Source organism: Streptomyces fuscichromogenes (assembly GCF_014645815.1).
Classification (GTDB): Bacteria; Actinomycetota; Actinomycetes; order Streptomycetales; family Streptomycetaceae; genus Streptomyces; species Streptomyces fuscichromogenes.
Genome location: NZ_BMML01000003.1, coordinates 17393 through 43639, shown reverse-complemented (window position 1 = coordinate 43639; position 26247 = coordinate 17393). Strand labels below are relative to the sequence as shown.

At 72.6% G+C, this 26247-nt stretch carries 23 protein-coding genes and 1 riboswitch; of the genes, 15 read left to right on the top strand and 8 right to left on the bottom strand.

Annotated elements, in window-relative coordinates; translation table 11 throughout:
* Positions 1 to 154 precede the first annotated feature (154 nt).
* From IEZ11_RS07330 to IEZ11_RS07300, 7 genes are all read right to left on the bottom strand, one after another.
* Positions 155 to 4228 (bottom strand): beta-galactosidase, encoded by a 4074-nt coding sequence (locus tag IEZ11_RS07330; RefSeq protein ID WP_373294872.1) that lies wholly within the window; start codon positions 4226 to 4228, stop codon positions 155 to 157.
* A 391-nt stretch (positions 4229 to 4619) separates the two neighbouring features.
* Positions 4620 to 4826 carry a hypothetical protein gene (locus IEZ11_RS07325; protein WP_189261794.1) on the bottom strand — a complete coding sequence of 69 codons (207 nt, stop codon included), beginning with the start codon at positions 4824 to 4826 and terminating at the stop codon, positions 4620 to 4622.
* A 198-nt stretch (positions 4827 to 5024) separates the two neighbouring features.
* Positions 5025 to 6317 carry an ergothioneine biosynthesis glutamate--cysteine ligase EgtA gene (egtA, locus tag IEZ11_RS07320; RefSeq protein WP_189261793.1) on the bottom strand — a complete coding sequence of 431 codons (1293 nt, stop codon included), beginning with the start codon at positions 6315 to 6317 and terminating at the stop codon, positions 5025 to 5027.
* Positions 6318 to 6491: 174 nt separating this feature from the next.
* The gene (locus tag IEZ11_RS07315) at positions 6492 to 6737 is read right to left on the bottom strand and encodes a hypothetical protein (protein WP_189261792.1); all 246 of its coding nucleotides are present in this window, start codon (positions 6735 to 6737) and stop codon (positions 6492 to 6494) included.
* 76 nt (positions 6738 to 6813) lie between these two features.
* Complete coding sequence (locus IEZ11_RS07310; protein WP_189261791.1) at positions 6814 to 7704, bottom strand: sulfurtransferase; 891 nt, start codon at positions 7702 to 7704, stop codon at positions 6814 to 6816.
* On the bottom strand, positions 7701 to 7976 hold the full coding sequence (locus tag IEZ11_RS07305) for a hypothetical protein (RefSeq protein ID WP_189261790.1): 276 nt from the start codon (positions 7974 to 7976) through the stop codon (positions 7701 to 7703). Before IEZ11_RS07305 ends, IEZ11_RS07310 begins: the two co-directional genes overlap by 4 nt.
* Before the next feature lie 257 nt (positions 7977 to 8233).
* Positions 8234 to 9049, bottom strand: a complete 816-nt coding sequence (locus IEZ11_RS07300) for a DUF427 domain-containing protein (protein WP_189261789.1) — start codon at positions 9047 to 9049, stop codon at positions 8234 to 8236.
* Between the two features lie 115 nt (positions 9050 to 9164).
* Positions 9165 to 9278, top strand: a riboswitch (SAM riboswitch).
* A gap of 34 nt (positions 9279 to 9312) precedes the next feature.
* Here IEZ11_RS07300 and IEZ11_RS52370 point away from each other — a divergent pair.
* From IEZ11_RS52370 to IEZ11_RS07280, 5 genes are all read left to right on the top strand, one after another.
* Complete coding sequence (locus IEZ11_RS52370; protein ID WP_373294847.1) at positions 9313 to 9429, top strand: putative leader peptide; 117 nt, start codon at positions 9313 to 9315, stop codon at positions 9427 to 9429.
* A 230-nt stretch (positions 9430 to 9659) separates the two neighbouring features.
* Entirely contained in the window at positions 9660 to 11279 is a 1620-nt protein-coding gene (locus IEZ11_RS07295) for an ABC transporter substrate-binding protein (protein WP_189261788.1), read from the top strand.
* 3 nt (positions 11280 to 11282) lie between these two features.
* Positions 11283 to 12242 carry an ABC transporter permease gene (locus IEZ11_RS07290; protein ID WP_189261787.1) on the top strand — a complete coding sequence of 320 codons (960 nt, stop codon included), beginning with the start codon at positions 11283 to 11285 and terminating at the stop codon, positions 12240 to 12242.
* Positions 12239 to 13162: an ABC transporter permease gene (locus tag IEZ11_RS07285; RefSeq protein WP_189261786.1), complete on the top strand. Its 924-nt coding sequence runs from the start codon at positions 12239 to 12241 to the stop codon at positions 13160 to 13162. Before IEZ11_RS07290 ends, IEZ11_RS07285 begins: the two co-directional genes overlap by 4 nt.
* Positions 13159 to 14886: a dipeptide ABC transporter ATP-binding protein gene (locus tag IEZ11_RS07280; protein WP_229712856.1), complete on the top strand. Its 1728-nt coding sequence runs from the start codon at positions 13159 to 13161 to the stop codon at positions 14884 to 14886. The genes IEZ11_RS07285 and IEZ11_RS07280 overlap by 4 nt, the downstream gene beginning before the upstream one ends.
* Before the next feature lie 194 nt (positions 14887 to 15080).
* On the opposite strand, the gene IEZ11_RS07275 is transcribed toward IEZ11_RS07280, so the two are convergent.
* Complete coding sequence (locus IEZ11_RS07275; RefSeq protein WP_189261784.1) at positions 15081 to 15587, bottom strand: cupin domain-containing protein; 507 nt, start codon at positions 15585 to 15587, stop codon at positions 15081 to 15083.
* Positions 15588 to 15727: 140 nt separating this feature from the next.
* Between IEZ11_RS07275 and IEZ11_RS07270 the strand changes: the two genes are divergently transcribed.
* From IEZ11_RS07270 to ssuE, 10 genes are all read left to right on the top strand, one after another.
* Complete coding sequence (locus IEZ11_RS07270) at positions 15728 to 16162, top strand: RrF2 family transcriptional regulator (protein WP_189261783.1); 435 nt, start codon at positions 15728 to 15730, stop codon at positions 16160 to 16162.
* Entirely contained in the window at positions 16159 to 17103 is a 945-nt protein-coding gene (locus IEZ11_RS07265) for a DsbA family oxidoreductase (RefSeq protein WP_189261782.1), read from the top strand. The genes IEZ11_RS07270 and IEZ11_RS07265 overlap by 4 nt, the downstream gene beginning before the upstream one ends.
* Positions 17104 to 17499: 396 nt before the next feature.
* Positions 17500 to 19080, top strand: coding sequence for an ABC transporter substrate-binding protein (locus IEZ11_RS07260; protein ID WP_189261781.1), 1581 nt, complete (start codon positions 17500 to 17502; stop codon positions 19078 to 19080).
* A gap of 46 nt (positions 19081 to 19126) precedes the next feature.
* The gene (locus IEZ11_RS07255; RefSeq protein ID WP_229712855.1) at positions 19127 to 20224 is read left to right on the top strand and encodes an ABC transporter permease; all 1098 of its coding nucleotides are present in this window, start codon (positions 19127 to 19129) and stop codon (positions 20222 to 20224) included.
* A gap of 2 nt (positions 20225 to 20226) precedes the next feature.
* Positions 20227 to 21144: an ABC transporter permease gene (locus tag IEZ11_RS07250; RefSeq protein WP_189261780.1), complete on the top strand. Its 918-nt coding sequence runs from the start codon at positions 20227 to 20229 to the stop codon at positions 21142 to 21144.
* Positions 21144 to 22016: an ABC transporter ATP-binding protein gene (locus IEZ11_RS07245; RefSeq protein ID WP_189261779.1), complete on the top strand. Its 873-nt coding sequence runs from the start codon at positions 21144 to 21146 to the stop codon at positions 22014 to 22016. The genes IEZ11_RS07250 and IEZ11_RS07245 overlap by 1 nt, the downstream gene beginning before the upstream one ends.
* Positions 22013 to 23074 (top strand): ABC transporter ATP-binding protein, encoded by a 1062-nt coding sequence (locus tag IEZ11_RS07240; RefSeq protein WP_229712854.1) that lies wholly within the window; start codon positions 22013 to 22015, stop codon positions 23072 to 23074. Before IEZ11_RS07245 ends, IEZ11_RS07240 begins: the two co-directional genes overlap by 4 nt.
* A gap of 77 nt (positions 23075 to 23151) precedes the next feature.
* Entirely contained in the window at positions 23152 to 24492 is a 1341-nt protein-coding gene (locus IEZ11_RS07235) for an NtaA/DmoA family FMN-dependent monooxygenase (protein ID WP_189261778.1), read from the top strand.
* Between the two features lie 108 nt (positions 24493 to 24600).
* Entirely contained in the window at positions 24601 to 25383 is a 783-nt protein-coding gene (locus IEZ11_RS07230) for an alpha/beta hydrolase (protein ID WP_189261777.1), read from the top strand.
* A gap of 70 nt (positions 25384 to 25453) precedes the next feature.
* Positions 25454 to 26011 carry an NADPH-dependent FMN reductase gene (gene ssuE, locus IEZ11_RS07225; RefSeq protein WP_189261776.1) on the top strand — a complete coding sequence of 186 codons (558 nt, stop codon included), beginning with the start codon at positions 25454 to 25456 and terminating at the stop codon, positions 26009 to 26011.
* Positions 26012 to 26247 lie beyond the last annotated feature (236 nt).

The window sequence follows — 26247 nt, the reverse complement described above, 5'->3', positions numbered from 1 at the left end:
CCCCCGCTCGCCACCACCCGGTCGGCATCGCACCTTCGCGGTGCACTGCCGTCCGGGCGTCGGCTCCCTTCCGAAACGGTCGGCCCGGCCAGGAGAACGGACACGGGCAAGTGCCCCCGAGCCCGCGAACACTGCGCTGGAGGCCGCCACTTCGCTAGCCGCAGGTCAGTTTCGGCACAGCCCAGTCACCGTGGTCGTTGCCGTTGCCGTCGCCCGCGTCGCCGACCCTGAGGTCGAGGACCTGGGCGCCGCTGACGTCGACGTCGACGGGTACCGCGGCCTGTTTGCTGCGGATCGTCGGCGTGGTCACCAGGGTCTTGCCGTCGGCGATCACGGAGAACGTCACGGTGCCCGAGCCACCCGTCTCGTCGTCGACACCGACCTGCGCCGTCAGCCGCGAGCAGCGCCCGGCGAGGTAGAGCTGGACGTCGCTGACCGAGTTGGTGCCGAGGCCCTTGGCGTACCCGACGCCGGCGATGGTGATCGGACGGCCGTCCCCGGCCGCCTGTTCGCCGACACTGGTGTCGCGTTCCACCGGGCCCCATCCGTTGGTGGCGGACAGGAACGGCAGGTCGCTCACCGCGCTCTCGCCGGACGGCGGAGCCGGCGGGATGCCGCCGACGATGCGCTCGTCACCGCCGGTGGCCTGCCGTCCGCTCTGTACGTACGCCACCGTCGCGGTGAGGGCCGAGGCGGACGGCAGGGTCCCGTCCGGTGGCTGGACCTTCCAGGTGAAGGTGGCCGATCCGCCGGGACGCACCCGCTTGACCGACGTCGGACCGGTGGCGGTCACGCTCCAGCCGTCGGGTGCGGCGAGCGAGGCGGTCAGGCGGGAGACGGACGCCCGGTCCTTCGGCACCCGTACCGTCGCCTCGGCCGTGAAGGCCTGCGCGGCCTGCGCGGTGTCCGGCACGTCCAGGGTGACGTCCGCTCCCGGGCGCTTCGGCATCGCGTACTTCACGGGGTCGTAGCGGGGACTGTCGTTCTGCGCGACGCGCAGGGAGGAGGCGTAGCTGCCGTAGTCGGTGAGGGAGACCTTGCCGAGGCCGCCGGTGCTGCCGTCCAGGTTCCACACGGCGATGGCGATGCTGTTGTGCCCGTTGGTGTCGAGGATGCCGTTGGGCACGGGGAAGGTGTGCTGCGGGCCGAGGTAGTTGACGTAGTTGCCGACCTGCCAGCCGTTCACGAAGATCGTGGCGCGGTACTTGCGGGACGGGTCGTCGGTGAACGTCAGCCCGATCGAGGTGTCCTGGCCGTGCGGCAGGTCGAGGTCGGCGTCGGTGCGGTACCAGGAGACGCCGGGGCGGGTGTCGGTGGCCGGCAGGGACACCTGGTCCCAGTTCCGGTCCGGGTAGCCCGGCAGGGACCAGCCGGCCCGCTCGCCGTACAGGCCGCCCGTGGAGAGCGGGCCGCGCACCGTGTCCTGGAGGTCCTCGCCGCCGCGTACGCCCTGCACCCGCCAGGTGACGGAGGTCAGCGGAGCGCCGACGAGGGAGGCGCTGGTCAGGCCCCGGGCCGTCTTGTTGCCGTTGGTGGAGTTGTAGTCCTCCTCGTGCCCCATGTTCACGGTGAGCACGGAGATGACGTTGTCACCGGTGGGGTTCACCGCACCGGCGGGGAAGGTGAAGTCGGCGCTGCCGGTGGTGGAGCTGCCCAGGAAGGTGCCGTTGAGCCAGGCCGAGAACGCCTGCGCGTCTCCGCCGGAGTCCGAGACCAGGTGGACGCCGGTCTCCTTGCCGGTGGCGCGGAAGCGGCCGCGGTACCAGGTGTTGCCGGTGTGGAAGCCGTAGTCGTCGGCGTAGAGCACAGGCAGCGAGTTGGTGCCGGAGACGCTGTTGGTGGTCGTTCTGTCGGCCACCTGCCAGCTGGAGTCGTCGAAGCCGGGGGCCGACTCGGGGGACTCCTCGGCGTGCTTCCAGTTGGTGAGTGCCGGCAGCTGGACCGGGGCGGCCACCGGGATCGTCCCGGTGCGGCTCGCGGTGCCGGTGGCCTGGGTGCGCACCGTTCTGCCGTTCCAGGTGACGCGGTCGGCGGCGGTGAAGACCTCGAAGTTCTTGTCGTCGGCGTTGTCACCGGTGAGGGCGACGGTGCGGCCGCCGTCCAGGCTGGTCGCCGTGCGCAGCAGGTGGGTGCCGCGGACGAGGACCGGGCCGGTGGCCGTGTCCTGGCGCCAGAAGGTCCTGGCCGTGGCCTTGTCGCCGACGAGCAGCAGGAGCGGGCGCTGTCCGTCGCCGCTGATGCTGATGCGGATCAGGCCCTGGTGGCCGTAGTTCAGGCGCAGATCGCCGGTGGCCGCGTCCCAGGTGGTCGTGACGGTGCCGCCGGTGGCGGTCACGGTGGGCTCGGTGGCGTAGCGCAGGACGGTCTCGCCGTCGCTGCCCTGGTCTCCGTAGAGCACGGCGACGTCCCGGTCCCCGATCGTCGCGTCGGTCATGATCTCCGACGTGGAGTACTGCAACTGGCTCTCACCGAGCCGGTAGTTCGCCACGATCACGTGCGAGTCGCGGCCGTCGAGGGTGATCGCGGTACCGGGCTGCTGGGGCACGACCGGGTAGGTCGGCTGCGTGGCGGAGTCGCCCGTCGGTACGTCGATGGCGTCGACGGCCACGTAGTTGTCCGTCGACCCCGAGCCGTGGCTCCCGTCGACGACGATCTTCAGGGTGTGCGATCCGGGCGTCAGGCCGGTCTTCTGGAAGAGCACCGCCTGGTTCTCGCTGCCCGAGTCGTCGACCGTGGCTTCCTTGGTGCCGTCGAGGTAGACGTCGGCGTAGCCGTGGTTGTTCGTCTTCGAGCCGATCCAGCGGATCGCGGTGCCGTCGAAGGGGACGGTGAGCGAGTCACCGGCCTTGTTCGAGAACGACTCGGTGTGCTTGTAGTCGCCGCCGGTGTAGCTGGTGTTGGCCACGTGCGACCACGAACCGGCGTACTGGAGCGCGGAGTCGGGATCGTCCCAGCTGTAGGTGGTGTCCGCGGCCGGCTGGGCGTGGAAGTCCAGCGAGATATGGGTCTTGTCGACCGCGGTGGACGTGGAGTTGCCGTGCCGCAGGACGTGGAACTGGGTCCTGGTGTCGGGGTTCATCCGCGCGGTGTCGACGACCGCGGAGTCGTCCGGCGGGGTGGCCCTGATCGCCTCGGTCTTGGTCAGCGGGGCGACGGCCTGGGTGAAGTACCCGATCAGCTTGTCCTCGTAGTACTTCGGGTCGAGCTGGCGGGTCTCGCGGATCGCGGCCCCGTAGTCGTACGACGTGTAGTTCTCCGGCATGCCCAGCCAGCCCCAGTTGGTGCCGCCGTAGGTCATGTAGAAGCTCTGTGCGGTGGTGCCGACGGCGATGTTCTGTTTGTAGAAGACGTCGGCGAACTGGTCGTTGATCAGCTGGGCGCACTTGTCGTAGCCCGGTCCGCCCCAGGGGTCGAAGGCGCCGCCCTGGAACTCCGGTGAGTACAGCGGCTTTCCGGTGGGGTGGTCGTAGCTGATGTCGGGGACGCCGTTCCACTTCGAGGGGTTCGAGCAGTCGAAGCCCTGCGGGTAGGAGTCCGGGCCGTCGACGTCGAGGGCGCCGGTACCGGAGTTGAAGGTGCCGTTGTTGTTGCCGGTCAGCGGTACCGTGATGCCGTCGGCGCGGGCCTTGTCCTCCAGGTGCTGCATGTAGGAGCGGCCGGCGGCCGAACCGTTGTAGTACTCGTTCTCGACCTGGTAGGCGATCACCGACCCCGTGCCGTTGGTGAGTTGGTGGCGGGCGATGATCCGGTCGATCTGCGTCAGCCATTCGTCGGCGTACTTCAGGAACCGCGGGTCGTCGCTGCGGTTGTTCCCGGCCTTGGTGGTCAGCCAGCCGGGCAGGCCGCCGCTGTCCACCTCGGCGTTGATGTACGGCGCCGGGCGGGCGATGACGTAGAGGCCGGCCTCCTGGGCCATGTCCAGGAGCTTGTCGACGTCCCGGACCCCGGTGAAGTCGTACACACCCGGCTTGGGCGAGTGGTATCCCCAGTCGAAGTACAGCGAGGTGGAGTTGAACCCGGCGGCCTTCATCTTCTGGAAGATGTCACGCCACAGGTCCTGGCTCGGCAGCCGGAAGTAGTGGAACTCCCCGGACCACAGGTAGGTACGTCTGCCGTCGACGAGGAAGGAGTAGCCGTCCAGACTCACCGTGTGCGTCTGCGGGACGGCGGTGGCCGCGGCGGCGGGCGCCTGCGCGTCGGCCTCCCGCGCCGCGGCCGGTGCCACCATGCCCACGGCCAGGGCTATGGTCGCCGCCGCCGCGAGGACGGGCCGCCACCATCGGCGCCCACCGGGTCTCGCAGCCTCTGAACCGATCCGATCACTCCGCACCGCGGCCTCCAGACCGACTGAGCAATCAACACCAAACAGACTCAGGCAAAGTCGAACAGTAGGGGCGCGCAAGGCCCAACACAATGGGTCGGAAGAACACAGCTGAGATGGCCGGGACGACACCTGACTCCGGCCGGTCGACGGCTCCCTGACCTCGCGTCAGCCCGCGCAACCGCCCTTCGCGGTACGGCCGGTGTGGCGACACGCACGTTCCGTGGGCCCGGACGTCGGGCAGCACCAGGTGTGCCCGGGCAGGCCGCCGCCGCAGCACACGCGTGAACCGAGGTCATCATTCGGCGCGACCTCGGAGTCGCCGGGGGGACTGCGGGGCATCGACCTGTCCGGCCGCGACGCCGACGGGCCGCTCACGGAGGACCCGGTGGTCGCCGAGAACGACGGCTCCTTCGGGGCCCGGCGGATGGCCGACCCGCGGGGTCCACCGCACCGAGCGCACCAGCACCAGCACCAGCACCAGCACCAGCACCAGCACCAGCACCAGCCTGCGCGAACACCTCGGCCTGCGTGCCCCTCTCAGTCACCGCTCCGTGACCGAGCAGCAGGAGGCGAGCTGACCGTCACGACGACGGGTCCCGGCGCACCGGGGCCGAGCCAGGCCGGGCCGGAGACGGGCGGCGGTCCGGGCCGGCGTGTCCGCGTGGTCCGCTGTCGGTGCGGTGGGGGCCGTCCGTCCGGGTCACCACCGGGCCCGGCGCCGTGCGGAGGCGTCGCGGTCGTGGTGCCAGGCGAGCACGTCGTCGGCCGGGCAGCGGCCGCGGCGGACGTAGCGGTCGGCGTAGGCCGCGACGGCGTCCGTGACCCCGGTGCCCGCGCCCAGCCGGGGCAGGGCGTCCAGCGCCGCGGCGAAGCAGGTCACGGCGGCGCGCTTCAGCTCCGGGTCGGCCAGTCCGCGGCGCGCCGCGTCGGCCCACAGCGGGTTGTGCGGTGCCGGGGCCCCGGCGGCCCGCTCGGCGAGGGGTGCCACCGCCCGGTGCGCGGTCCCGGCGGCCCCCGGGTCGTCGAACAGGGCCGTGACCACCGCGAGCGGCACGATCCACCCGTCGTCGCCGGGCTGCGCGTCGATCATGCGCAGTTCCAGGTGTCCGCGCGGCCTGACGGGCGGGAACAGGGTGCTGATGTGGTAGTCGAGGTCCGCGTGGGTCGGCGGTCGCATGGTGTGCGAGCGGGTCCACTCGCGGAAGCTCACGCCGTCCGGCACCTCCCAGGGGCCGTCCCGCCGTACGCACATCACCGGTGCGTCGAGGACCCGCCGGACCCAGGCGCGCCGCGGATCGGGGGCGAGGGAGGGCCCGCCGGCCCGGCCCGGGTCGAGTTCCGCCCACTTCAGCTGCCGCGTGGACAGCCAGCCCGTGGCGCGGCCTTCGGCCATGGGCGAGTTCGCGAACGCCGCGACCAGGACCGCGCCCAGGTGGTGCGCCAGCCACCAGCGGCGGGCGAATCCCGTCACGCCGGGTTCCTCCCGTCCGGCGTCGAGGCAGACCTGGACGGAGGCCGAGGTGCACATCAGGGTCCGCCCCGCCGGGCCGGTACGGTCGAGGCAGGCCTCCATGGCGTCGTAGCGCCGTTCCCGCAGGAACCGGCGAGGCCGCTGCCAGGGGTCGACCCCCATGCCGGCCAGTGTCAGGCCGTGCCCGCGCAGTGCGGTGCGCACGGCCGCCAGATCGGCGGAGACCTCCGCGACGCACCGGGTCAGCGACGGGGCCGGCCGGGAGCTCAGCTCCACCTGGCCGCCGGGCTCGACGCTCAGCCCCGACGTCAGCGACAGGGTGCGCAGGTCGGCGTGGGCCGCCTCCAGGTCCGCCCGGCCCACGGAGTCGTGCGACGCACCCTCCCGGTGGACGAGCCACTCCACTTCGACCCCGACGCTGCGCGGCGGGCCGGTCTTGAAGCAGATGCCCTCGACCAGGGCCGCCGCCTGGTGTTCGGTGAGGGCAGGGCCGTCGACGCCGCACTCCGGTGAAACCGACATCCGGGAGCCTCCTGAGCCGCCTCAGGGCCGTCGGGGATCCGACGTCCGGTACGCGTTCCGCTGTGCCTGCTGACAGAGTCCGCCGTCCCGCCCCGTCATCACAAGGGCGCACTTTCCGGACGACTGGGCATGCGGCAACCCGCGTGGGGCGACTCGGACGATCCCGGAACGCCCTCAGTCCGGTGCGGGCCCGCCCCCGGTGTCCCGGCGCACCTTCTGCCGGATGCGGGTGTCCCTGTCGTGCTCGTGGTGTTCCAGCACGCGCAGCCGGGCCGCCTCGGCGTCCCCGTCCCGGATCGCCTCGGTGCCCACCAGGAGTCCGTCGCGCTCCAGCAGGACCAGGGAGGCGTCCTGCGGGTAACGGCCGGAGGTGAGCCGGTGCCGTAGCTCGTCGTGGATCGTGTCCCTCGTGCTCTTCATCCGGTGCCTCGTCGCGGGGCGGCCCGCGAAACGGATCGCGGGCCGCCCCGGATCATGCCCGATGCCCGGACCGCGGTCAGCCCCGCCCCACCGTGACGTCGTCCTCCCCCGGGCCGACGACCAGTGGCAGGGCCGGGTCGGCCCGCCACTGCGCGAGTGAGCCGTCGTAGAGGAACACGTCGTCGATGCCGATCTCGTGCAGGGCCAGGGCGAGTCCGGCCGCGTTGACCGCGCCGCCGCAGTACAGGACCGTGCCGTCGCCCGCGCGTATCCCGTGGGCTCGGGCGAGACGTGCGGTCCGCTCGCGCGTGAGGGTGTTGCCGGGGCCGAGGAGGTCGGCGTACGGCAGGCTCGTCGTGCGCGGTATGTGGCCGGAACGGGGCTGGTCGGGGGCGCCGAGGTACTCGGAGCGGCGCAGGGCGCAGACCGCCGGGGTGGGGTCGCTGCCGTCGGCTATCCGCTTCATCCGCCCCAGGTCCACGAAGCCGTCGGCGGCCGGGCGCGCGACGACGTTCCCGGGGGCGGGGGCCGGCTCGCGGCCGTCGGTGACGGGCAGTCCGGCGGCCTCCCAGGCGGTGAGGCCGCCGTTGAGGACGTGCACGCGGGTGATACCGGCGGCGCGCAGCACCCACCACAGGCGCGCCGCCCAGGCTCCCGTCAGCCGGTCGTAGACGACCACCGTGGAGTCCTCGCGGATGCCGAGTCCGCGAGCCTGGGCGGCGATCCGGGACGGGGACGGGCAGGTGAAGGGGAAGGGCGCGGCCGGGTCGGAGAAGCCGGCGACCAGGTCGGCGAAGTGAGCGCCCGGGACCCGGCGTTCGGTGTGCAGGCCGAGCCCGCTGACGAAGACCTTGCCGCCGCCGTCGGGGGCGGTACGCCGGTCCACGGTGGCGTCGAGGACGATCACGTCGTCGAGCCGGTCGTACAGCGGGACGGCGTCGACGAGGGCACTCGTGCGGGACGTCATGGCCGCACCCCCGCTGCCGTCCCGGTCACCGCCGACGTCGCGGTCGCCGCCTCCGTCGCCGTCTTCCTCGAAGTCGCCGTCCTCCTCGAAGTCGCCGTCGATGCGGCGCGGTTGCGCCGCCCGCCGCGTTCCGGCCGGGCGAGGGCCAGGTCGAGGAGACGGTCGGGTGTCGCCATGCCGCGGGCGACGTGGAAGGGCTCCTGGCAGCCGGTCGAGACGGTGGCGGCGACGCCGTCGGCGATCGCGGGGCACTCCCGGGTGAGTTCTTCCATGGCGGGGTGTCTCCGTGGCTCTCGGATGCGGACGGCGGGACCAGGTGCATGCAACTGTATGCAGCACGGAGTGCGATCCCGCCGCCCGCGGATCCTCATTTCACGGAGCCGCAATGTTCGCGGCCACCAGGGAACGGCCGAACACCCGTTCTCACACCGACGGGGCGACCGGCGGCTTCACTCGGGGGATGGCGACCTCCGCCGCCGCGCTGACGGGCTGCCGGCCCTCGCGCGTCAGGGCGAACCCGGCGCGGCCGTCAGGCGGGCGGTGGCGCCGCGAGCGTCGTGGTGAAGTGGGTGACGGGGCGCTCCTGGCGTTCGCCGTCGACGGTGATGTCCACCGCCTCGTCGTAGAAGGCGAGCAGTCCCTTGACCGCGCCGGCCGCGGGCAGCGGGTCGGGGTAGCTCCAGACGATGTTCGGGGGTACGTCGGACTCGCCGCGCCAGGACCAGTACTCCGCCGTGCCCTTGTAGGGGCAGCCGGTGTGGTGGTCGGTGGGTTCGAGCAGGTCGAGGCGGACGTCCTCGGGCGGGACGTAGTAGCGGGTGGGCAGGCCGGTCTCGAACAGCAGCACGGGGCGGTGGGTGTCCGCGACGACCGTGCCGTGGATCTCGACGACGAGGTGACGGCTGCTCGGGAGGGCGTCCACACGTTTGTGCGGGTCGCGCGGGTGCACGAAGATCTCTTCCTCCTCCTCGTACCAGTGGTCGAGCCCCCGGCCGACGCGCCGGAACCATTCGAAGGCGATGTGGTCGGCGAGGTCGGCGGCGGGGAAGGTCCAGGCGGCGTTCTCCAGCGGCTCGCCGCCGAGGTCGAGGTCGTAGAAGACCCGCGAGCCGGTGTGCGTGCCCGTCGCGGGGTTCTTCGCGGGGCGGAGCAGGTCCTCGCGGACCTCGGCACGCGGGAAGGCGTACAACGGGACGGGCACGCCCGGCTCCCAGACCAGGACGGGGTGCCGGCTGTCGACGACCGTCACCTCGCCCTTGCGCCCGCGCACCCAGCGCCCGCTGGGCTCCCACAGGAGACCTTCCGGGGTGGTCCGCACGGCCGGTGCGGTGGGGAACGTGGTCATGGGCGACTCTCCTCCGGCCGGCACGCACAGGTACCCGTCGACGTTACCGCCGGGCGGAGCCGACCGGGCATCCCGGCATTGACGTACGACAAATCCGATCCGTACGATCGCCAACGGCATTGAGTGTCAGCGTCAAGCCCTGGCTCGCTGACCGGCAACCCTCCCCCGCGGTGGGGTGCTCCAGGTGAAAGCCCGGCGGGATCACCGACGACTCCCGCAAGCGCGTGGCCCCGTGACCGGGGCCGGAGACGAGGAGGACCGGCATGCGACACAGCTCCGACCCGGCCGCCTCCCCCGCCGACGCCACGGCGTACTCCCGGCTCTCACGCCGACGCCACATCGATCTGAAGCGCTCGACCAGCTGCCTCTGTCGGGTCTGACCGGCCCGTCCGCCGCCGGCTGAGCCACGTCACCGGCCCCGGCCCCCTCGTGCCGCCCTTCCCCGCGCCACCGGTTCTCGGTGGTGACGTCCCCTCGTCATTCCCCCGTCCGCGCAGCGCTTCCCCGGCCGGTCCGACCCGGCGCGGGCCGCACACCCCTGCACGGCCGTGCCTCGCGCCCTGGTGCCCGGCACCCGGTGCCGGGTGACACGAGTAGGAGAAACCCCTCCGTGACAGCACTCCCGGATCTCAGACCCTCCCGATGGGCGCCTCTTGCCGCGCTCCTGACCACCAGTGTCCTGCTGACCGCGTGCGGTTCGGGCGACGACGGCTCCGGCGCGGCGAGCGGCCCGGCGAAGTCCGGTGGCACCCTCACCTTCGCGGTGGGCTCCGACTCCGGCTGCGTGGACCCTCAGCAGGTCGGCAGCAACGACACCATCTACTCGGTGCGCCAGATCGTCGACTCCCTGACCGACCAGGACCCGAAGACCGGCAAGATCGTGCCGTGGCTGGCCAGGAGCTGGGACGTCAGCGCCGACGCGACGACGTTCACGTTCCATCTGCGGTCGGGGGTCACCTTCAGCGACGGCTCGAAGCTGACCGCGCAGGTGGTCAAGGACAACTTCGACGCGGTGCCGCGCCTCGGCGCCCTGGGCACCCTCGCCGAGGGCTATCTGAGCGGCGTCAAGAGCACCACCGTGGTCGACCCGCTCACCGTCAAGGTGGCCTTCAGGCAGCCCAACGCCCAGTTCCTCCAGGCCACTTCGACCCATTCGCTGGGCATCGAGTCGTCGGCGAGCGTCGAGAAGACCCCGCAGCAGAAGTGCAGTGACGGCGTGGTCGGCTCCGGGCCGTTCGTGCTGAAACAGTACGTGCAGAACCAGTCGGTCACCCTGACCAGGCGGACCGGGTACGACTGGGGTTCCGCGCTGTGGTCGAAGAAGGGCGAGGCCTACCTTGACAGACTGGTGTTCAAGGTCGTGCCCGAGGCGGGGGTGCGGGCCGGCAGCCTCCGGTCCGGGCAGGTGGACGCGATCAGCAGCGTCGGCAAGGCCAACGAGGCGGCGCTCAAGGGCGGCCAGGTCACCCTGGTGAGCCGGGCCAACCCCGGTGTGGTGTTCGGCCTGGGGCTGAACAACGCACGGCCCCTGCTGAAGGACGTGAAGGTGCGCCGGGCGATCCTGGCCGCCGTCGACCGCAAGCAGATCGCCGACACCGTCTTCCCCACCGGCACCCGGCCGGCGACCAGCGTCCTGGCGCACACCACGCCCGACTACACCGACCTCTCCACCGACCTCGCCTTCGCTGCGGCCAAGGCCAAGTCCCTGCTGAACGAGGCAGGTTGGCAGACCGGCAGTGACGGCATCCGTACCAAGGGCGGCAGCAGACTGGCCCTGACCATCAACTGGTTCCCCAACGCGGCCACCAACCAGCCCGCGCTGGAGCTGGTCCAGCAGCAGCTCAAGGCCGTCGCGATCGACGTGGTGCTCAAGCAGCTTCCGGTCACCCAGTTCGCCACCACACTCCAGTCGGGCGACTTCGACGTGGTGTGGGCCAACGTGACCCGCGCCGACCCCGACATCCTGCGCAGCTCCTTCTCGACCCGGCTGGCCAACTTCTACCGTCTGCCCGCCGGTTCGCTGGACACGGCGCTGTCCGCGCAGGCCGCGACCGCGGACCCCGCCGAGCGCGGGCGGCTGGTGGCGCAGGCGCAGCAGCTGATCGTGCGGAACGCGTACAACGTGCCGGTGGTGGAGCTCCAGACCCAGCTCGGCGTCTCGAACAAGGTGCACGACCTGGAGTTCGACTCCGGCAGCCGCGTCCAGCTGCACGACACCTGGATCGGCTAGCGGATGCGCCGCTACGTGGTCAGACGGCTGGCGCAGGCGGTCGGGGTGCTGTGGGCGGCCTACACGGTGTCGTTCCTGGTGCTGGACTTCCTGCCCGGTGACCCGGTCTCCGCGATGGCGGGGGCCGGGATGGACTCGGGTCAGCCGGATCCGGCCCAACTCGCCCGGCTGCGGCACGAGTACGGCTTCGACAAGCCCGTGCTGGTGCAGTACGCCGAATATCTGGGCCGGGCGGTGCGCGGCGACTTCGGCGACGCGGTCTCCACCGGCCGTCCGGTGACCGCGACGCTGGCCGACGCGTTGCCGCAGACGCTCCAGCTGACCGGTGCCGCGCTGCTGCTGGCGGTGGTCCTGGGCGGCGGGCTCGCGGTGGTGGCGACGTACACCTCGCGGCGGTGGCTGCGCCAGCTGCTGTTGTCACTGCCCCCGCTTGGGGTGTCGGTCCCGACGTTCTGGGTGGGACTGCTGCTCGTCGAGGCGTTCTCGTTCGAGCTGCGCTGGTTCCCGGCGTTCGGCAACGACGGGCTGCGCGGCCTGGTGCTGCCGGCCCTGACACTGGCGGTCCCGACCGGCGCGCAGGTCGCCCAGGTGCTGGCCAAGAGCCTGCTCACCGCACTGGACCAGCCCTATGTGGAGACCGCGCGGGCCAAGGGCGCCGGCCGGTGGCGGGTCCATCTGCGGCACGCGCTGCGCAACGCCTCGTTGCCCGCGCTGACGGTCGTCGGCCTGCTGGTCGGGCAGCTGATCGCCGGTTCGGTGGTGGTCGAGACGGTGTTCTCCCGGGACGGCCTGGGCCGGGTGACCGCGGCGGCGGTCACCACCCAGGACATCCCGCTGGTCCAGGGGGTGGTGGTGTTCGGCGCGCTGATCTTCGTGGCCACGAACCTGCTCGTCGACCTGGTCTATCCGCTGCTTGACCCGCGGATCGTGGTGGCCCCGGACCGAAGGGCGGGCTTCGCATGAGTCAGAGCCTTGTCGACGACCAGGCCGAGGCCGGCCTCGGCCCCGGCCGGCCGGTCGGGGACGGCTCCCCCGCGGAACGCGGCCGGCCCGTCGGCATCCGCCGGGTGCTGTCGTTCCTGATCCGCCGCCCGGGTCTGCTGTTGTCCGCCGCCGTCCTGGTGCTGGTGGTGCTCGCCGCCTTCCGACCGGATCTGTTCACCTCGCAGGACCCGTTGAAGGGGGTGCCGGCCCAGAACTTCCGCGGTCCGAGCGGGAGTCACTGGTTCGGCACGGACGAACTGGGCCGCGACGTCTTCTCCCGGGTGGTCCACGGCGCCCAACTCTCCCTCCGGGCCACGCTGATCGCGGTGCTGGTCGCCTTCGTGACCGGCGCTCTGCTCGGCGTGGTCGCCGGGTTCGTGGGCCGCTGGGTGGACGACGTGCTGATGCGCTTCGTCGACGTCCTCCTGTCCATCCCCGCGCTGTTCCTGTCGCTGGCCCTGGTCACCGCGCTCGGGTACGGGACCGTGAAGGTGGCGGTCGCGGTCGGTATCGCCGGCGTGGCCTCCTTCGCCAGGGTGGCGCGGGCCGAGGTGCTGCGGGTGCGGCAGGCGGTGTTCGTCGAGGCGTCCCGCTCCTGCGGGGCCCGCTGGTACTCGGTGCTCGGCCGGCATGTCCTGCCCAACGCCGCGGGGCCGGTGATCGTGCTGGCCACCCTGGACTTCGGCTCCTCGATCCTGGCGGTGTCGGCGCTGAGCTTCCTCGGCTACGGCGCGCCGCCGCCCGCCCCGGAGTGGGGCACGCTGATCTCGGACGGCCGCAACTACCTGGCCAACGCCTGGTGGCTGACCGCGCTGCCCGGACTGGCGATCGCCGCGACCGTACTGGCCGCCAACCGTGTCGCGCGGGCCCTGGACGGCGAATGGGCGAGGCAGCGATGACCGACGACGCACCCGGGAAGGGTGCTCCGGACGAGAACGGTGAGGACGTGACGGCACCACTCCTGGAGATCCGCGGCCTGTCCGTGTCGTATCGCACCCGGGGCGGCGTGGTGAAGGCCGTACGGGGCGTGGACCTCGACGTATGGCCCGGACAGGTGACCGCCGTGGTCGGCGGGTCCGGCTCCGGCAAGAGCACCACCGCGCACGCCGTCATCCGGCTGCTGGCGGCGAACGGCACCATCGACGCGGGCACGGTCCGTTTCGGCCGGCACGACCTGGCCGCCCTGTCCGAGGCGGAGCTGCGTACCGTGCGCGGCGCGCGGATCGGGCTGGTGCCGCAGGATCCGACGGTCTCGCTCAACCCGGTCAAGCGGGTCGGCGAGCAGGTCGCCGAGGTGCTGCGCATCCACGGCCTGGCGACCCGCCGGTCGGCGGCGGCCGAGGCGGTCGCCGTCCTGGACCGGGCCGGGCTGCCCGACGCGGCCGTCCGGGCCCGGCAGTACCCGCACGAGCTGTCCGGCGGCATGCGGCAGCGGGCCCTGATCGCCGTCGCGATCGCCGCGCGGCCCGCGCTGATCATCGCCGACGAGCCGACCAGCGCGCTCGACGTCACCGTCCAGCGGGTCATCCTCGACCGTCTCCAGCACCTGACCGAGGAGTCGGGCACCGCGATCCTGCTCGTCACCCACGACCTCGGGGTGGCCGCCGACCGGGCCCACCGGCTGGTGGTCATGGAGCAGGGCAGGGTCGTCGAGGCGGGCGAGACCCGCGCTGTCCTGGCCGACCCGCAACACGAGTACACCCGGCGGCTGTTGGCGAGCGCCCCCAGCCTGACCACGGCCCGCCCCCGCACCCCGGTCAACACATCCCCGGGCTCCGCCGCGCCGCCCGACACGGCGGTTCCCCTGGTCGAGGCGCGCAACCTGGTCAAGGAGTTCAGGCTGCCGCGGGCCGGCGGCGAGGCTCGCACCCTGCGCGCGGTCGACGACGTCAGCCTCACCCTGCGCCGCGGCCGGACCCTCGCCCTGGTCGGGGAGTCGGGCTCGGGCAAGTCCACCACCGCCCGTCTGGTGCTGCGCCTGGCCGAGGCGACCTCCGGACAGGTGCTGTTCGACGGCACCGACGTCACCACCGCCGGCGGCGCCTCGGTCAGGCAGCTGCGCCGACGCGCCCAGCTCGTCTACCAGAACCCGTACGCCTCGCTCGACCCGCGCTTCTCCGTCGGCGAGGTGATCACCGAGCCGTTGCGGGCGTTCAAGGTGGGTGACCGTGCCTCCCGGCTCGACCGCGCCCGCGAACTCCTGGACCGGGTCGCGCTGCCCGCCGCGACACTGGAGCGCCGCCCGGCCGAGCTGTCGGGCGGTCAGCGCCAGCGGGTGGCCATCGCACGGGCCCTCGCCCTCTCCCCCGACCTGGTGGTGTGCGACGAGCCCGTCTCCGCGCTCGACGTGTCCGTGCAGGCCCAGGTCCTGGACCTGCTGGCCGAGTTGCAGGCGGACACCGGCGTGGCGTACCTGTTCATCTCCCATGACCTGGCCGTCGTACGGCAGATCGCGGACCAGGTCGCCGTCATGCGGGCCGGACGTGTCGTGGAGACGGGCCCGCCCGAGGAACTGTTCTCCGAGCCCCGGCACGCGTACACCCGCGAGCTGCTGGCGGCGATCCCGGGCGGGCGGGCACCCTCCCCCAGCACGGTGACCGCCACCGTCCGAGGACCGCTGTGAGCACTCCCGCCCTCACCGCCCTGACCCTTCTCACGCCCGGCGACTTCGCCGACGACGACCCCTTTCCGGGCCTGGCGGAGACCCTCCAGCTGTTCGGGTACGGCGAGCGGCTCGGCTACGGCGGGGCCTGGATCCGGCAGCGTCACCTGTCTTCGCGGCGGAGGAGCTACGACCGTCGCGTGGTCAGCGAGGTGTCACGCGTCGTCGGCCGAAAGGGCGTACAGGCCGGGGAGGTTGACCACGATCGCCTCCTGGGTGCTGCGGGCGATGACGACCACGGCCTCCTCGGCGGGGTCCGGGTTCTCCTCGCGGTGCGGGACGAACGGCGGGACGAAGACGTAGTCGCCGGGCGAGGTGCGCAGCCGTACCTCCTCCGGTCGTTCGCCGGTGTCGTCCAGGAAGACGAACTCGGGGTGCCCGCTCACCACGTAGATCGCGGTCTCGGACTCGCCGTGATGGTGGTCGGAGCTGGCGGTCGCGGGGGCGACATGGGTCTGGCCCATCCAGAGCTTCTCGGAGCCGACGGTCCGTCCGCTGACGGCGGCGAACCGCCGCATGCCGCCGGACTGTGCGGTGCCGCCGTCCAGGGCGTCGGCGCGGATGTGGTGCAGCCGGGTGCGCAAGGGCGTCGCCGGGCGGTCCTGGGTGTCGTGGAGATGGGGGTGGAATCCTTCACCGGGGGTCGTCAGCGACTCGCTCATGGCGGGGACGCTAGGACCGCCCCAGAAAGGATGTCAAGAGGTGTCCTTTGGGGTTCACCTGCGGCAATGTTGCCGCAATGAACGAACCGGGTGGTGCCGGGAACCTCCGTCCGGCACCACGGGTCCGGCATGATGGGGGCATGTACATCTCCGCGAAGGCGGACTACGCCGCCCGCGCTCTGCTGGAGCTCGCCCGACAGCCGGACCGCCCGCTGACCTGTGAGGCGGTGGCGTCCTCGCAGGACATCCCGTTCCGGTTCCTCAAGTCCGTGGTGGGCGAGTTGCGCCGGGCCGGCCTGGTGCGCAGCCAGCGCGGCTGCGAGGGCGGGTACTGGCTGGGCCGGCCCGCCGCCGAGATCACCCTGCTGGATGTCGCACGGGCCGTCGACGGCGAGGTCATCACCCTGCGCGGCGAACCGCTGGCCGGGCTGGACTACCCCGGGCCCGCCACCGGCCTGCCGGGGGTGTGGCGGCGGATCGAGGAGGAGGCCACGGCCGTGCTGGCCGGGGTCACCATCGCCGGTCTGCTGCTGTCGGAGACAGCTGGCCGGGCACACACCAAGGGCGCTGCATGACCGGCGACTCCGGCATCGGCTCCGGCTCCGGCCTCGGTGTCGAAGCGAAGGTCGAAGTCGAGGTCGAAGTCGTCGAGTACACCGACCCGTTGTGTCCCTGGGCGTGGGGATCCGAGCCCGTCTTCCGCGCGCTGCGCACCGCGCTGGACGGCCGGGTCCGCTGGCGCCGGGCCTACTGCATCCTCTTCGACCTCGACGACGACCCTGCACCCGACCCTGCGGCCGAGACCGCCTGGTACGCCCGCTACGTCGAGGACATCGGCCGGCACACCCGGGCCCCGAGGGCGGCGCGGCTGAGCCGGGTCGCGGCGAGTTCCTGGCCCGCCTCGCTGGTCGCGAAGGCGGCCGAGCTGCAGGCGCCGGACGTGGCCGACCGGGTGCTGCGGCGGCTGCGGGAGACCGTGTTCGTACTCGGGGAGCCGGCCGACACGTTCGAATCGGCGCTGGACGCGGTGGCGGGCGTACCCGGGCTCGACGCACGGCGGCTGGCCGCCGACGCGGCCGGAACGGCCGTACGGGACCTGGTCCGCGCCGACCACGCGGAGGCGCGCCGGCCGGTGCCCGAAGTGCTGTCCGCGCAGGGGGACTCGCCGCATCCCGGGGCGGCCCGGGAGACCCCCGACGGCGGTCACCGGTACGCGCTGCCGACGCTGCTGCTGCGCGGGCCCGGCGGGCGGCGGGTGGTGCCCGGGTGGCAGCCGTACGAGGCGTACGCAACCGCCGTCGGCGCCGTCCGTCCGGGGCTGCCGACGGCCCCTCAGTTGCTGTCCGGGGCGGCGGCGTTGGCCCGGTACGGCACCCTGACCGAGCCGGAGCGCGCGATGCTGACGCGGGGCGCCTGGCCGCCGCCGGACGCCGTCCGGGTGGCGACCGCGGGCGGGCCGCTGTGGCTGGACCCGGCGGAGGCCACGAGCCATCCCGCCACCCGGCAGGCGTCCTGACCGGCGGCGGAGCACCGTCCCGCCAAATGAGACACCAATTGGTGTCCATTGACAGCCGTACCCCACGGACCCCACGATGTGAGGCATGCACACGACCCACCCCGGTGTGGTGTGCCGCTATGTGGATCTGCGGCGCACCTGCAGCGCTCTCTGTCGCTGACCGCCTGCCGCCCTCTCCCCGCAGGCGCCTGACCGCAGCCACCGGTACCGGCCGCTCTCCGCTCCGCCGGACCGACCGCTCTGCGTGCCCCCCTCCCCGCGCCGTGACGTTCTCCGCGCCACCACCGGCCGCCGTGCCCCCATCGGACCCCGACAGGCCTCCATGTCCCTGTCGTGACAGGTCCGTTGCGGCGCGGCCCCGGACCGCCGCCCGACGCTCCTGACAGAGAGACAGCCATGTCCACACGCCTCACCCCGGCACGCCCCGGACCGGCCGCCCACCACACTCCCCGACCCACCGGCCGGCTGCGCGCCACGGCCCTGGGCACCGTCCTCGCCGCCGTGCTCGTCCCCTCCCTCAGCGCCTGCGGGGACGGCTCGGGCACCGCCTCGGGCGGCACCGCCACGCTGAAGTGGGCCTCCTCCTACTTCCCCGCGCACTGGGACCCGGTGGTCTCCGGAAGCGGTGCCCAGTTCCGTGAACTCTCCCTGGTCTACGCCTCGTTGACGCGCACCGACGCGAAGGGCAACGCCGTCCCCGACCTCGCCAAGAGCTGGGACTACAACAGCAGGGGCGACCAGATCACCTTCCATCTGCGCCCTGGACTGAAGTTCAGCGACGGCACCCCGGTCGACGCGACCGCCGTGAAGGACGCGGTCGTGCGCGCCCAGAAGCAGAAGAACTCCGCCCTGTTCGGCGACCTGACCTCCATCAAGTCGGTGGATGCCGAGGGGTTGGACGCGGTCGTCCATCTCACCCAGGTCGACTACCAGATCCCGCAGCTGCTCGGCGAGCGCGTGCTCCAGATCGCCAGCCCGAAGGCCGCCGCGTCCCCGGCCAAGCTGGACCAGAACCCGGTCGGCGCGGGCCCGTTCATCGTCACCCAGCTGGTACCCGGCACGAAGGTGGTCCTGAAGAAGAACCCGGACTACTGGGACGCGAAGAACATCCACATCGACCATGTCGAGCTGGCTTCCGCCCCCGACGCGTCGACCGTGGTCTCCGGACTCCAGACCGGCGTCTACAACTTCGCCGACATCGCGCCCAGTCAGGCGGACGCCGCCAAGAAGGCCGGCCTCGACGTCTTCGTGCAGCCGGGGTTCAACGCCTCCAACATCAGCCTGAACATCAACAAGGCGCCGTTCGACAACGACAAGGTCGTCGACGCGGTCCGCCACGCCGTCAACCGCCAGGAGTTCGTGGACAAGCTGACCTTCGGCTACGGCGAGGCCACCGACCAGCCCTTCCCCAAGGGGTACGTCGCCTACGACCCGAAGTCGGCGGACGCCTACCCCTACGACCCCGCGAAGTCGAAGAAGCTGCTGGCCGAGGCGGGCTACAAGTCCGGTGACATCAAGCTCGACCTGGTCATCCCGGCGGAGGACCCGCAGGCCGAGATCGTGCAGTCGCAGCTGGCGAAGGTCGGCATCACCGTCACCATCAAGATCGACAAGAACTGGGCCACCCCGTTCTTCGCCAAGGACCTGACGTTCTCCGTGTACGGCACCACCGGCCGGGACTCCGCGCTCCAGACACTGACCGCGCACTTCGGCCCGAACGGTCCGCTGAACCTCAGCTCCCCATACGAGCCGTCCGGGTTCGAGGCGGCCGTGGCCAAGGTGCGCGAGACCCCGCTGGACTCGCCCGACTACACCCAGGTGCTCCAGGCGGCGACCCGGGCCGGGCTGAAGAGCAGGGCGCTGGTCTTCACCTACTCCTCGCCGAACCTCTTCGCCAAGAGCAAGTCGGTCTCCGGGCTGCCGAAGAACCCGGCCCACATCGACTGGACCGGAGTGACCGTCTCCGGCTCCGACTGATCGCCGCCCACTGGAAAGAGACACCGAGAAGAGAGGGGGCAACACCATGACGACAACCGACGCACCGACGACGACCACGACCGCGACCGCGGCACCGGCCACGGCCACGGCCACGGCAGGCGTACCGGTCGCTCCGGCCGCGCCGGTACCGCGTCGCCGGGGTGCCGCGGTCAGGATCCGGCGCGCATCGGCCCGGGTCCTGACCACCCTCGCCCGGTCCGTCGCGATCTTCGTGCCCGTCTTCCTGGTCGCGACCTTCGTGACCTTCGCGCTGCGGTCGTTGAGCGGGCTCAGCCCGGCCCGCATCCAGCTGGGCGAGGACGCGACTCCCGAGGCGATCGCCCGTATCGAGGCCCAGTGGGGACTGAACCGGCCCTTCCTGGTGCAGTACTGGGACTGGCTCACCGGCGTCCTGCACGGGCAGCTCGGCACCAGCTGGGTCAACGGCGCCGACATCTCCACCCTGATCGGCCTCGGGCTCGGCGTCAGCCTGTCCGTGGCGGTCCTCGCGCTGGTGATCGGCGTGGTCGCGGGTTTCGCCCTGGGCACGGTGGCCGCGCTGCGCCGGACCACCTGGGTCGACCGGGTGATCACCGGGTTCGTCACGGTGATCTCGGTGATGCCGGCCTTCGTCGTGGGCATCGTACTGGTCTCGGTCTTCGCGGTCGGGCTGCACCTGTTCCCGTCGGCCGGCTACTTCCCGGCCGCCCAGGGGATCGGACCGTGGCTCGCCCACATCACGCTGCCCGCCTTCGCGTTGAGCTTCGACGTGGTCGCCGACGTCGCCCGCCAGCTGCGCACCAGCCTGGTCGCCGCGTACGGGGAGAACTACGTGACCGGGGCCGTCGTACGCGGGCTGAGTCCTCGTCGGATCTTCTTCGGTCATGTGCTGCGCAACGGCCTGGGACCGGCGCTGGCCACCCTCGGACTGAAGTTCCCGGCGCTGGTCGGCGCCTCCGTGGTCACCGAGTGGATCTTCGGCTTGCAGGGCTTCGGCAGGTTCGCCAACGACTCCGCGCAGGCCGGTGACGTGCCCGCCGTCCAGGGCGTCCTCGTGGTGTCGATCGTCCTGGTCGTCACCTTCAACCTGATCGTCAACCTGGTGCTGGCCCGGGTGACCCCGGCCGCCCGGCGGGGGGTGTGACCATGGTCCGCCGCGTGCTGTCCCTCGCGTCCGGCAGGATCGCCGTCGGCGTCCTCGTCCTGGTCGCCCTGCTCGCCCTGTTCGGGCCGCTGCTCGCCCCGCACAACCCGCTGGGCACCGGCGACGACACGCTCGCCGGTGTCTCCGGGACACACTGGCTGGGCACCGACTACCTCGGCCGGGACGTGCTCAGCCGGCTCCTGTCGGGGTCCCGGATCAGCGTGCTCGGCTCCCTCGAAGTCGCCGTCACCGCACTGGTCGTGGGTGTCGTCCCCGGCATCCTGTCCGTGCAGCTCGGCCGGGTCTTCGAGTGGATCACCCTGCGGCTGGCGGACACCCTGGTGGCGCTGCCGTTCCTGCTGTTCGCCGTCGCCGTGGTCGCGCTGCTCGGCAACGGCATCACCCAGGCGATGCTGGTGACCGGGGTGCTGGTGTCGCCGCTGTTCTACCGGGTGGCCCGGGCGGCGACCCTCTCGGTGACCCGCTCCCCGTACGTGGAGGCGGCGGTCGTCTCCGGCGCGTCCACCGGCTGGATCGTGCGCCGGCATGTGTGGGCCAAGGTGCTGCCGCCGATCGCGGTCGCGCTGGCCCAGACGATCGGCGTCGGCTTCGTCATCGTCTCCAGCCTGACGTTCCTGGGCATCGGCGTACAGCCGCCCGCGCCGACCTGGGGCGGGCTGCTCGCCTCCGACCTCGGCTACCTGGCCCAACGGCCCTGGGCCCCGCTCACCCCCGCCCTGCTCATCACGGTCACCGTCTGGGCCTGCAACCTGCTCGCCGACGCCATCCGGGACGTCTCCGGGGAAGCCGGGCGTGCCCTGGTCAACGACCGCAGGGCACGGGCCAACCGGGCCGGCGGCCGCGGGCCCCGTGCGGACCGGCCCGGCAACGCCGACCCCGTCACCTCCGGAGGTGTGTGATGACGACCCTGTCCGACGACCTCGTCCCGGCCGCGACGCTCACCGCCGCACCACCGGCCGCCGCCGTGCTCTCGCTGCGCGGCGTGCGGATCACCGACCACGCGGGCGGCCGCGAGATCGTGCACGGCGTGAGCTTCGACCTCGCCCCCGGCCGGACGGTCGGCATCGTCGGCGAGTCCGGCAGCGGCAAGACGCTCACCTGCCGGGCCGCGCTCGGCATCCTGCCTCCGCACTTCGAGGTCACCGAGGGCACCGTCGAGATCGCCGGCACCGACATCGCGGCCCTGACCGCGCGCCGGTGGACCGAGTTGCGGGGCGCCACCGTCAGCGCGGTGTTCCAGGACCCGGCGTCCTACCTCAACCCCTCCATCCGGGTCGGCGCCCAGATCGCCGAGGTGGTCCGGGTCAAGCTCGGCCTCAAGCGCCGGGAGGCCCGGCGGCGGGCGCTGGAACTGCTGCGGGCGGTCCGGCTGCGCGACCCCGAGCTGGTCTACGACCAGTACACCCACGAACTCTCCGGCGGGATGCTCCAACGGGTCCTGATCGCCACCGCGGTCGCCGCCGACCCGCTGGTCCTGATCGCCGACGAGGCCACCACCGCCCTCGACGTCACCGTGCAGGCGGAGATCCTCGACCTCCTCGCCGATCTGCGCGAGCGCACCGGGCTCGCCCTGGTGCTGGTCTCCCACGACCTCGCGCTGGTCGCCCAGTGGTGCGACGAGGTGCTGGTCATGCGCCAGGGCGAGGTGGTCGAACAGGGCCCCACCCACACGGTCCTGCACCGGCCCCGGCACGAGTACACCCGGCTGCTCATCGCCGAGCACGAACAGTACGGCCTGGAGAAGTTCCTCGCCGCGGAGGAGGAGACATGACCGGCACCGCCGACCCCGGCCCGGGGAGACCGGTGCCCGCCGGCACCTCGCCCTTGCACCCGTTCCTCACCGCTGCCGGACCCGCGGGGCCGGTGCCCGGAGACATGGCAGCCGCGGGTCCCACGTCGGCCGACGCCGAACCCGCGAGCGCGCCCCCCACCGACGCCAGACCCGCAGGCCCGACCCCCACCGACGCCAGACCCGCAGGCCCGACCCCCACCGACGCCGGACCCGTCAACCCGGTTCTCGCCGTCGCCGGGCTCGACGTCGACTTCGGGTCGCGCCGGCGGCGGCGACGGGCGCTGCGCGGCGTGTCGCTGAGCGTCGCGCCCGGCGAGACCGTGGGGCTCATCGGGGAGACCGGATCCGGCAAGTCCACCCTCGCGCGTGCCGTCCTCGGTCTGGTGCGTCCGGCGGGCGGCTCGATCGCCGTCGCGGGCGAGGACGTCACCGGATACGGGCGCCGCCAGTGGCGCGAGCTGCGTCGCCGGGGAGTCGTGCAGTACGTCTTCCAGGACCCCTTGCGCAGCCTCGACCCCGACCTCACCGTCGCGGACTCCCTCACCGAGCCACTGCTCATCCGCGGTGTCCCCCGCCAGGAGGCCGTGGACCGGGTCCGGGCCCTGCTGGACCGGGTCCGGCTCGCGGCGGAACTCCTGGACCGGCTGCCGGGCGAGCTGTCCGGCGGCCAGCGGCAGCGGGTCGCCGTGGCCCGTGCGCTGATCACCGAGCCCCGACTGGTCATCCTGGACGAACCGGTGAGCGCCCTGGACTCCGCCAACCGCGTCCAGGTCCTGGAGATCCTCAAGGAGCTCCGCGACACGGGCGTGGCCCAGATCTTCATCTCCCACGACCTCGGCTCCGTGGCCGGCGTCGCCGACCGCATCGCGGTGCTGTACCGGGGCGAGCTGGTGGAGACCGGCACCGCCCGGGACGTCATCGCCCGCCCCCGGCACCCCTACACCCGGCTGCTCGTCGGCTCGGCACCCACCCTCCGCGGCGCCGCCACCGTCGGCCGCGCCGAACGCGAGGCCCTGCGCGCGCTGCTGCCCGCCTGACACGTCCCATCGGCTTCCCCGGACCCATCGGCTTCCCCGAACCCGTCGGCCTCCCGAAGACCGCGGAAAGGATCCCCATGTCCCGCAAGATCCACCTCGCGCTGCACCCCTACGGCGTCGGCGGCCCCGGCCAGCACGGTCTCTGGAAGGACCCCCGGATCGCCAAGGACGCCAGCATCGACATCAACTACTACATCCGGCAGGCCCAGGCCGCCGAACACGCCCTGTTCGACGCCCTGTTCATCGTGGACAGCCAGTTCATCAACGCCACCTACCCGGCGCACTACCTCAACCGCCTCGAACCGCTGACCCTGTTGTCGGCGGTCGCCACCCACACCCGGCACATCGGTCTGGTGGGCACGGCCAGCTCGACGTACAACTCGCCCTTCAACCTGGCCCGCCGGTTCGCCTCGCTCGACCACATCAGCGGCGGCCGGGCCGGCTGGAACGTCGTCACCAGCTTCGACACCGGCACATCCAGGAACTACGGCCTGGACGAGCACCTCGACTACGCCACCCGCTACGGCCGGGCCCTGGAGTTCGTCGAGGTGGCGCGCGGTCTGTGGGACTCCTACGAGGACGACGCGTTCCCGGCCGACGTGGTGCGCGACCTGTTCCTGGACCCGGCCAGGCTGCACGAACTCAACCACGTGGGCGAGCACTTCAAGGTCGCCGGCCCGCTCAACCTGTCCCGCTCGGCGCAGGGCCAGCCGGTGATCTTCCAGGCCGGGGTGTCCGAGGAGGGCCGCGACCTCGCCGCCCGGGTCGCCGAGGGCATCTACGCCCCGGGCGGCTCGCTGGAGCAGGCCCAGGACTACTACGCCGACATCAAGCGCCGTACCGCCGCCTACGGCCGGGACCCCGAGCACATCAAGATCTTCATCCACGGCGGCCCGGTCGTCGCCGCCACCGACGAGGCGGCCCTGCGCCGGGAGCGGGAGATCTTCGAGGAGGACAACGACCTGGTGCGCAACCTGGCGCTCCTCGGCCGGTCGTTCGGCGCCTACGACTTCGGTGCCCATGACCTGGACGCGCCGTTCCCGGACATCGCCCACCTCGCCGAGAAGGGCGGCCGCACCAGCGCCGCGGGGATCATCGAGCGGGCCCGCGCCGAGAAGCTGACGCTCCGCCAGGTCGCCGCATCGGCCAACGAGTTCCGCCGCTCACCGTTCGTCGGCGCGCCGGAGACCGTCGCGGACACCGTCGAGCGGTGGTTCGCCGCCGGCACCTTCGACGGCATCAACCTCGCCTTCCGCACCGAGGAGGACCTGGAACTCTTCGTCGACGGCGTGGTCCCGCTGCTCCAGAAGCGCGGCCTGTTCCGCACCGAGTACACCGCCGACACCCTGCGCGGCAACCTCGGCCTGCCCGTCCCCGTCAACCGTCACACCCGCGAGCGCGCGCTCGCGAACGACTGACGGCGGCCACCGACCACAGACCGTCCACGGCCTCCACCCGAGAGCCGAGAACCGAGAACCGACCGCAGACCGCCGATACCGCCGACCGCAGACCGCAGGAGTGAGGACATGACCACGACCGAGTACACCGACCACCACGGCCCCGAAGGCCTGCTCGTCCGCGGCACGGTCGTGGTGGTGCCGGGCCGGGGCGAGAGCCGGGCGACCTACGAGCGGTTCGGCAGGCGTCTCGCGGCCGACGCCTACCTGGTCCGGGTCGTCGACCCCCCGGCCCTCGACGCCGCCGACCTCCCCGGCGCCCTGGACCGGTTCGGCGCCGCCCTCGCCGCGGCCGCCGAGGGCACCGCGCCGGACGGCGCCGACGGTGTCGTACGACCGCTCGTGCTGGCCGGAGCGGACCTCGGGGCCCTCGCGATCGCCGCGCTGCTCGGCCGCCCGGAGGGCGGCGGGGCGCCGCGGCCGGACGCTGTCGTCCTCGCCGGCCTCCCCGGACGCACCGCCACCACCGCCACCGCTACCTGGGAGGAGGAACTCGACGCGCGCACCTCCTGCCCGACCCACCGCGCCAGGCTGACCGACGACACCCGGTTCCGCCGCGGAACCCTCGCCGACGCGGTGGACGAGACCCTGCTCACGGCCGCGTACGACGGCGAACTCGCGGTACCCGCCCTGCTGCTGGCCGGTGACGCCGATCCGCTCGCGGACCGCGACGCGCTGGACCGTGCGGCCAAGAACTGGCCCCGCGCCCGGCTCGCGGTCGTCCGCGGTGGCCACCACGACATCCTCAACGACCTCCAGCACCGCTCGGTCGCGGCCGAGGTCGTCACGTTCCTGGAGACACTGCGCACCGGCCTGGTGCCGGTGCTCACGGTCGAGTCGAGCGCCTGGTGAGCACGTGGTGAGCGCCGTGGACAGCTCCGCCCCCCGACCGACTCCCCGCCCCGACCCTGGAAGGCTCACCATGGCCACTGTCCTGTCCGTCTCCGGAAGCCCGTCCGCCACCTCGCGCACCGGGCGCCTGCTGCGTCACCTGGACCGCCGACTGGCCGCGCAGGGCCACGAGGTGATCGCCCTCGACGTCCGGACCCTGCCCGCACAGGCCCTGCTGGGCGCGGACTTCGCGCATCCGGCCGTCGTCGAGGCCGCCGCGCTGTTCGAGCGGGCCGAGGGGGTGGTGATCGGCACGCCGATCTACAAGGCGGCCTACTCGGGCCTCCTGAAGTCGCTCCTCGACCTGCTCCCCCAGTACGCGCTGGCCGGCAAGACCGTGCTGCCGCTGGCGACCGGCGGCAGCACGGCGCACGTCCTGGCCATCGACTACGCCCTGCGCCCGGTGCTCACTTCCATGGGCGCCGCGCACATCGTCCCCGGCTGGTTCACGCTCGACAAGGACATCACGACGGACGCCGACGGCAGGGTGACCGTGGCCCCCGCGTCGGCCGCGGCACTGGCGGAGGTCACGGACCGCTTCTCGACGGCGTTGCGCGGCCGGACCGCTCGGCTGGCGGCGGCGGGCTGATCCGCTGCCGTGCGTCGCGCACCCGCCGGGCCCGTGCCCGGCGCGGAACTCGGCCCCGGTCCGGAGGAGCCGCGCGATCAGTTCGGCGGAGTCATCTCGCGCTTCCGTACCGGCAGTTCATGGCGGAGATCGCCCGCCCGAGTGACAGCCACACCCGGCGTGTCACCCGGGCACTTCCGGGTCACCGCCGACTGTGACGTCCACGGTCCCGGCCCCCTGCCGGCGCCGTCCCGGAA

Coding starts and splice junctions, on each gene's coding strand:
- IEZ11_RS07330 (WP_373294872.1), bottom strand. CDS start 4,228: ATGGTGGCACCGGCCGCGGCGCGGGAGGCCGACGCGCAGGCGCCCGCC.
- egtA (WP_189261793.1), bottom strand. CDS start 6,317: ATGTCGGTTTCACCGGAGTGCGGCGTCGACGGCCCTGCCCTCACCGAA.
- IEZ11_RS07315 (WP_189261792.1), bottom strand. CDS start 6,737: ATGAAGAGCACGAGGGACACGATCCACGACGAGCTACGGCACCGGCTC.
- IEZ11_RS07310 (WP_189261791.1), bottom strand. CDS start 7,704: ATGACGTCCCGCACGAGTGCCCTCGTCGACGCCGTCCCGCTGTACGAC.
- IEZ11_RS07305 (WP_189261790.1), bottom strand. CDS start 7,976: ATGGAAGAACTCACCCGGGAGTGCCCCGCGATCGCCGACGGCGTCGCC.
- IEZ11_RS07300 (WP_189261789.1), bottom strand. CDS start 9,049: ATGACCACGTTCCCCACCGCACCGGCCGTGCGGACCACCCCGGAAGGT.
- IEZ11_RS52370 (WP_373294847.1), top strand. CDS start 9,313: ATGCGACACAGCTCCGACCCGGCCGCCTCCCCCGCCGACGCCACGGCG.
- IEZ11_RS07290 (WP_189261787.1), top strand. CDS start 11,283: ATGCGCCGCTACGTGGTCAGACGGCTGGCGCAGGCGGTCGGGGTGCTG.
- IEZ11_RS07285 (WP_189261786.1), top strand. CDS start 12,239: ATGAGTCAGAGCCTTGTCGACGACCAGGCCGAGGCCGGCCTCGGCCCC.
- IEZ11_RS07280 (WP_229712856.1), top strand. CDS start 13,159: ATGACCGACGACGCACCCGGGAAGGGTGCTCCGGACGAGAACGGTGAG.
- IEZ11_RS07275 (WP_189261784.1), bottom strand. CDS start 15,587: ATGAGCGAGTCGCTGACGACCCCCGGTGAAGGATTCCACCCCCATCTC.
- IEZ11_RS07270 (WP_189261783.1), top strand. CDS start 15,728: ATGTACATCTCCGCGAAGGCGGACTACGCCGCCCGCGCTCTGCTGGAG.
- IEZ11_RS07265 (WP_189261782.1), top strand. CDS start 16,159: ATGACCGGCGACTCCGGCATCGGCTCCGGCTCCGGCCTCGGTGTCGAA.
- IEZ11_RS07260 (WP_189261781.1), top strand. CDS start 17,500: ATGTCCACACGCCTCACCCCGGCACGCCCCGGACCGGCCGCCCACCAC.
- IEZ11_RS07255 (WP_229712855.1), top strand. CDS start 19,127: ATGACGACAACCGACGCACCGACGACGACCACGACCGCGACCGCGGCA.
- IEZ11_RS07250 (WP_189261780.1), top strand. CDS start 20,227: ATGGTCCGCCGCGTGCTGTCCCTCGCGTCCGGCAGGATCGCCGTCGGC.
- IEZ11_RS07245 (WP_189261779.1), top strand. CDS start 21,144: ATGACGACCCTGTCCGACGACCTCGTCCCGGCCGCGACGCTCACCGCC.
- IEZ11_RS07240 (WP_229712854.1), top strand. CDS start 22,013: ATGACCGGCACCGCCGACCCCGGCCCGGGGAGACCGGTGCCCGCCGGC.
- IEZ11_RS07235 (WP_189261778.1), top strand. CDS start 23,152: ATGTCCCGCAAGATCCACCTCGCGCTGCACCCCTACGGCGTCGGCGGC.
- IEZ11_RS07230 (WP_189261777.1), top strand. CDS start 24,601: ATGACCACGACCGAGTACACCGACCACCACGGCCCCGAAGGCCTGCTC.
- ssuE (WP_189261776.1), top strand. CDS start 25,454: ATGGCCACTGTCCTGTCCGTCTCCGGAAGCCCGTCCGCCACCTCGCGC.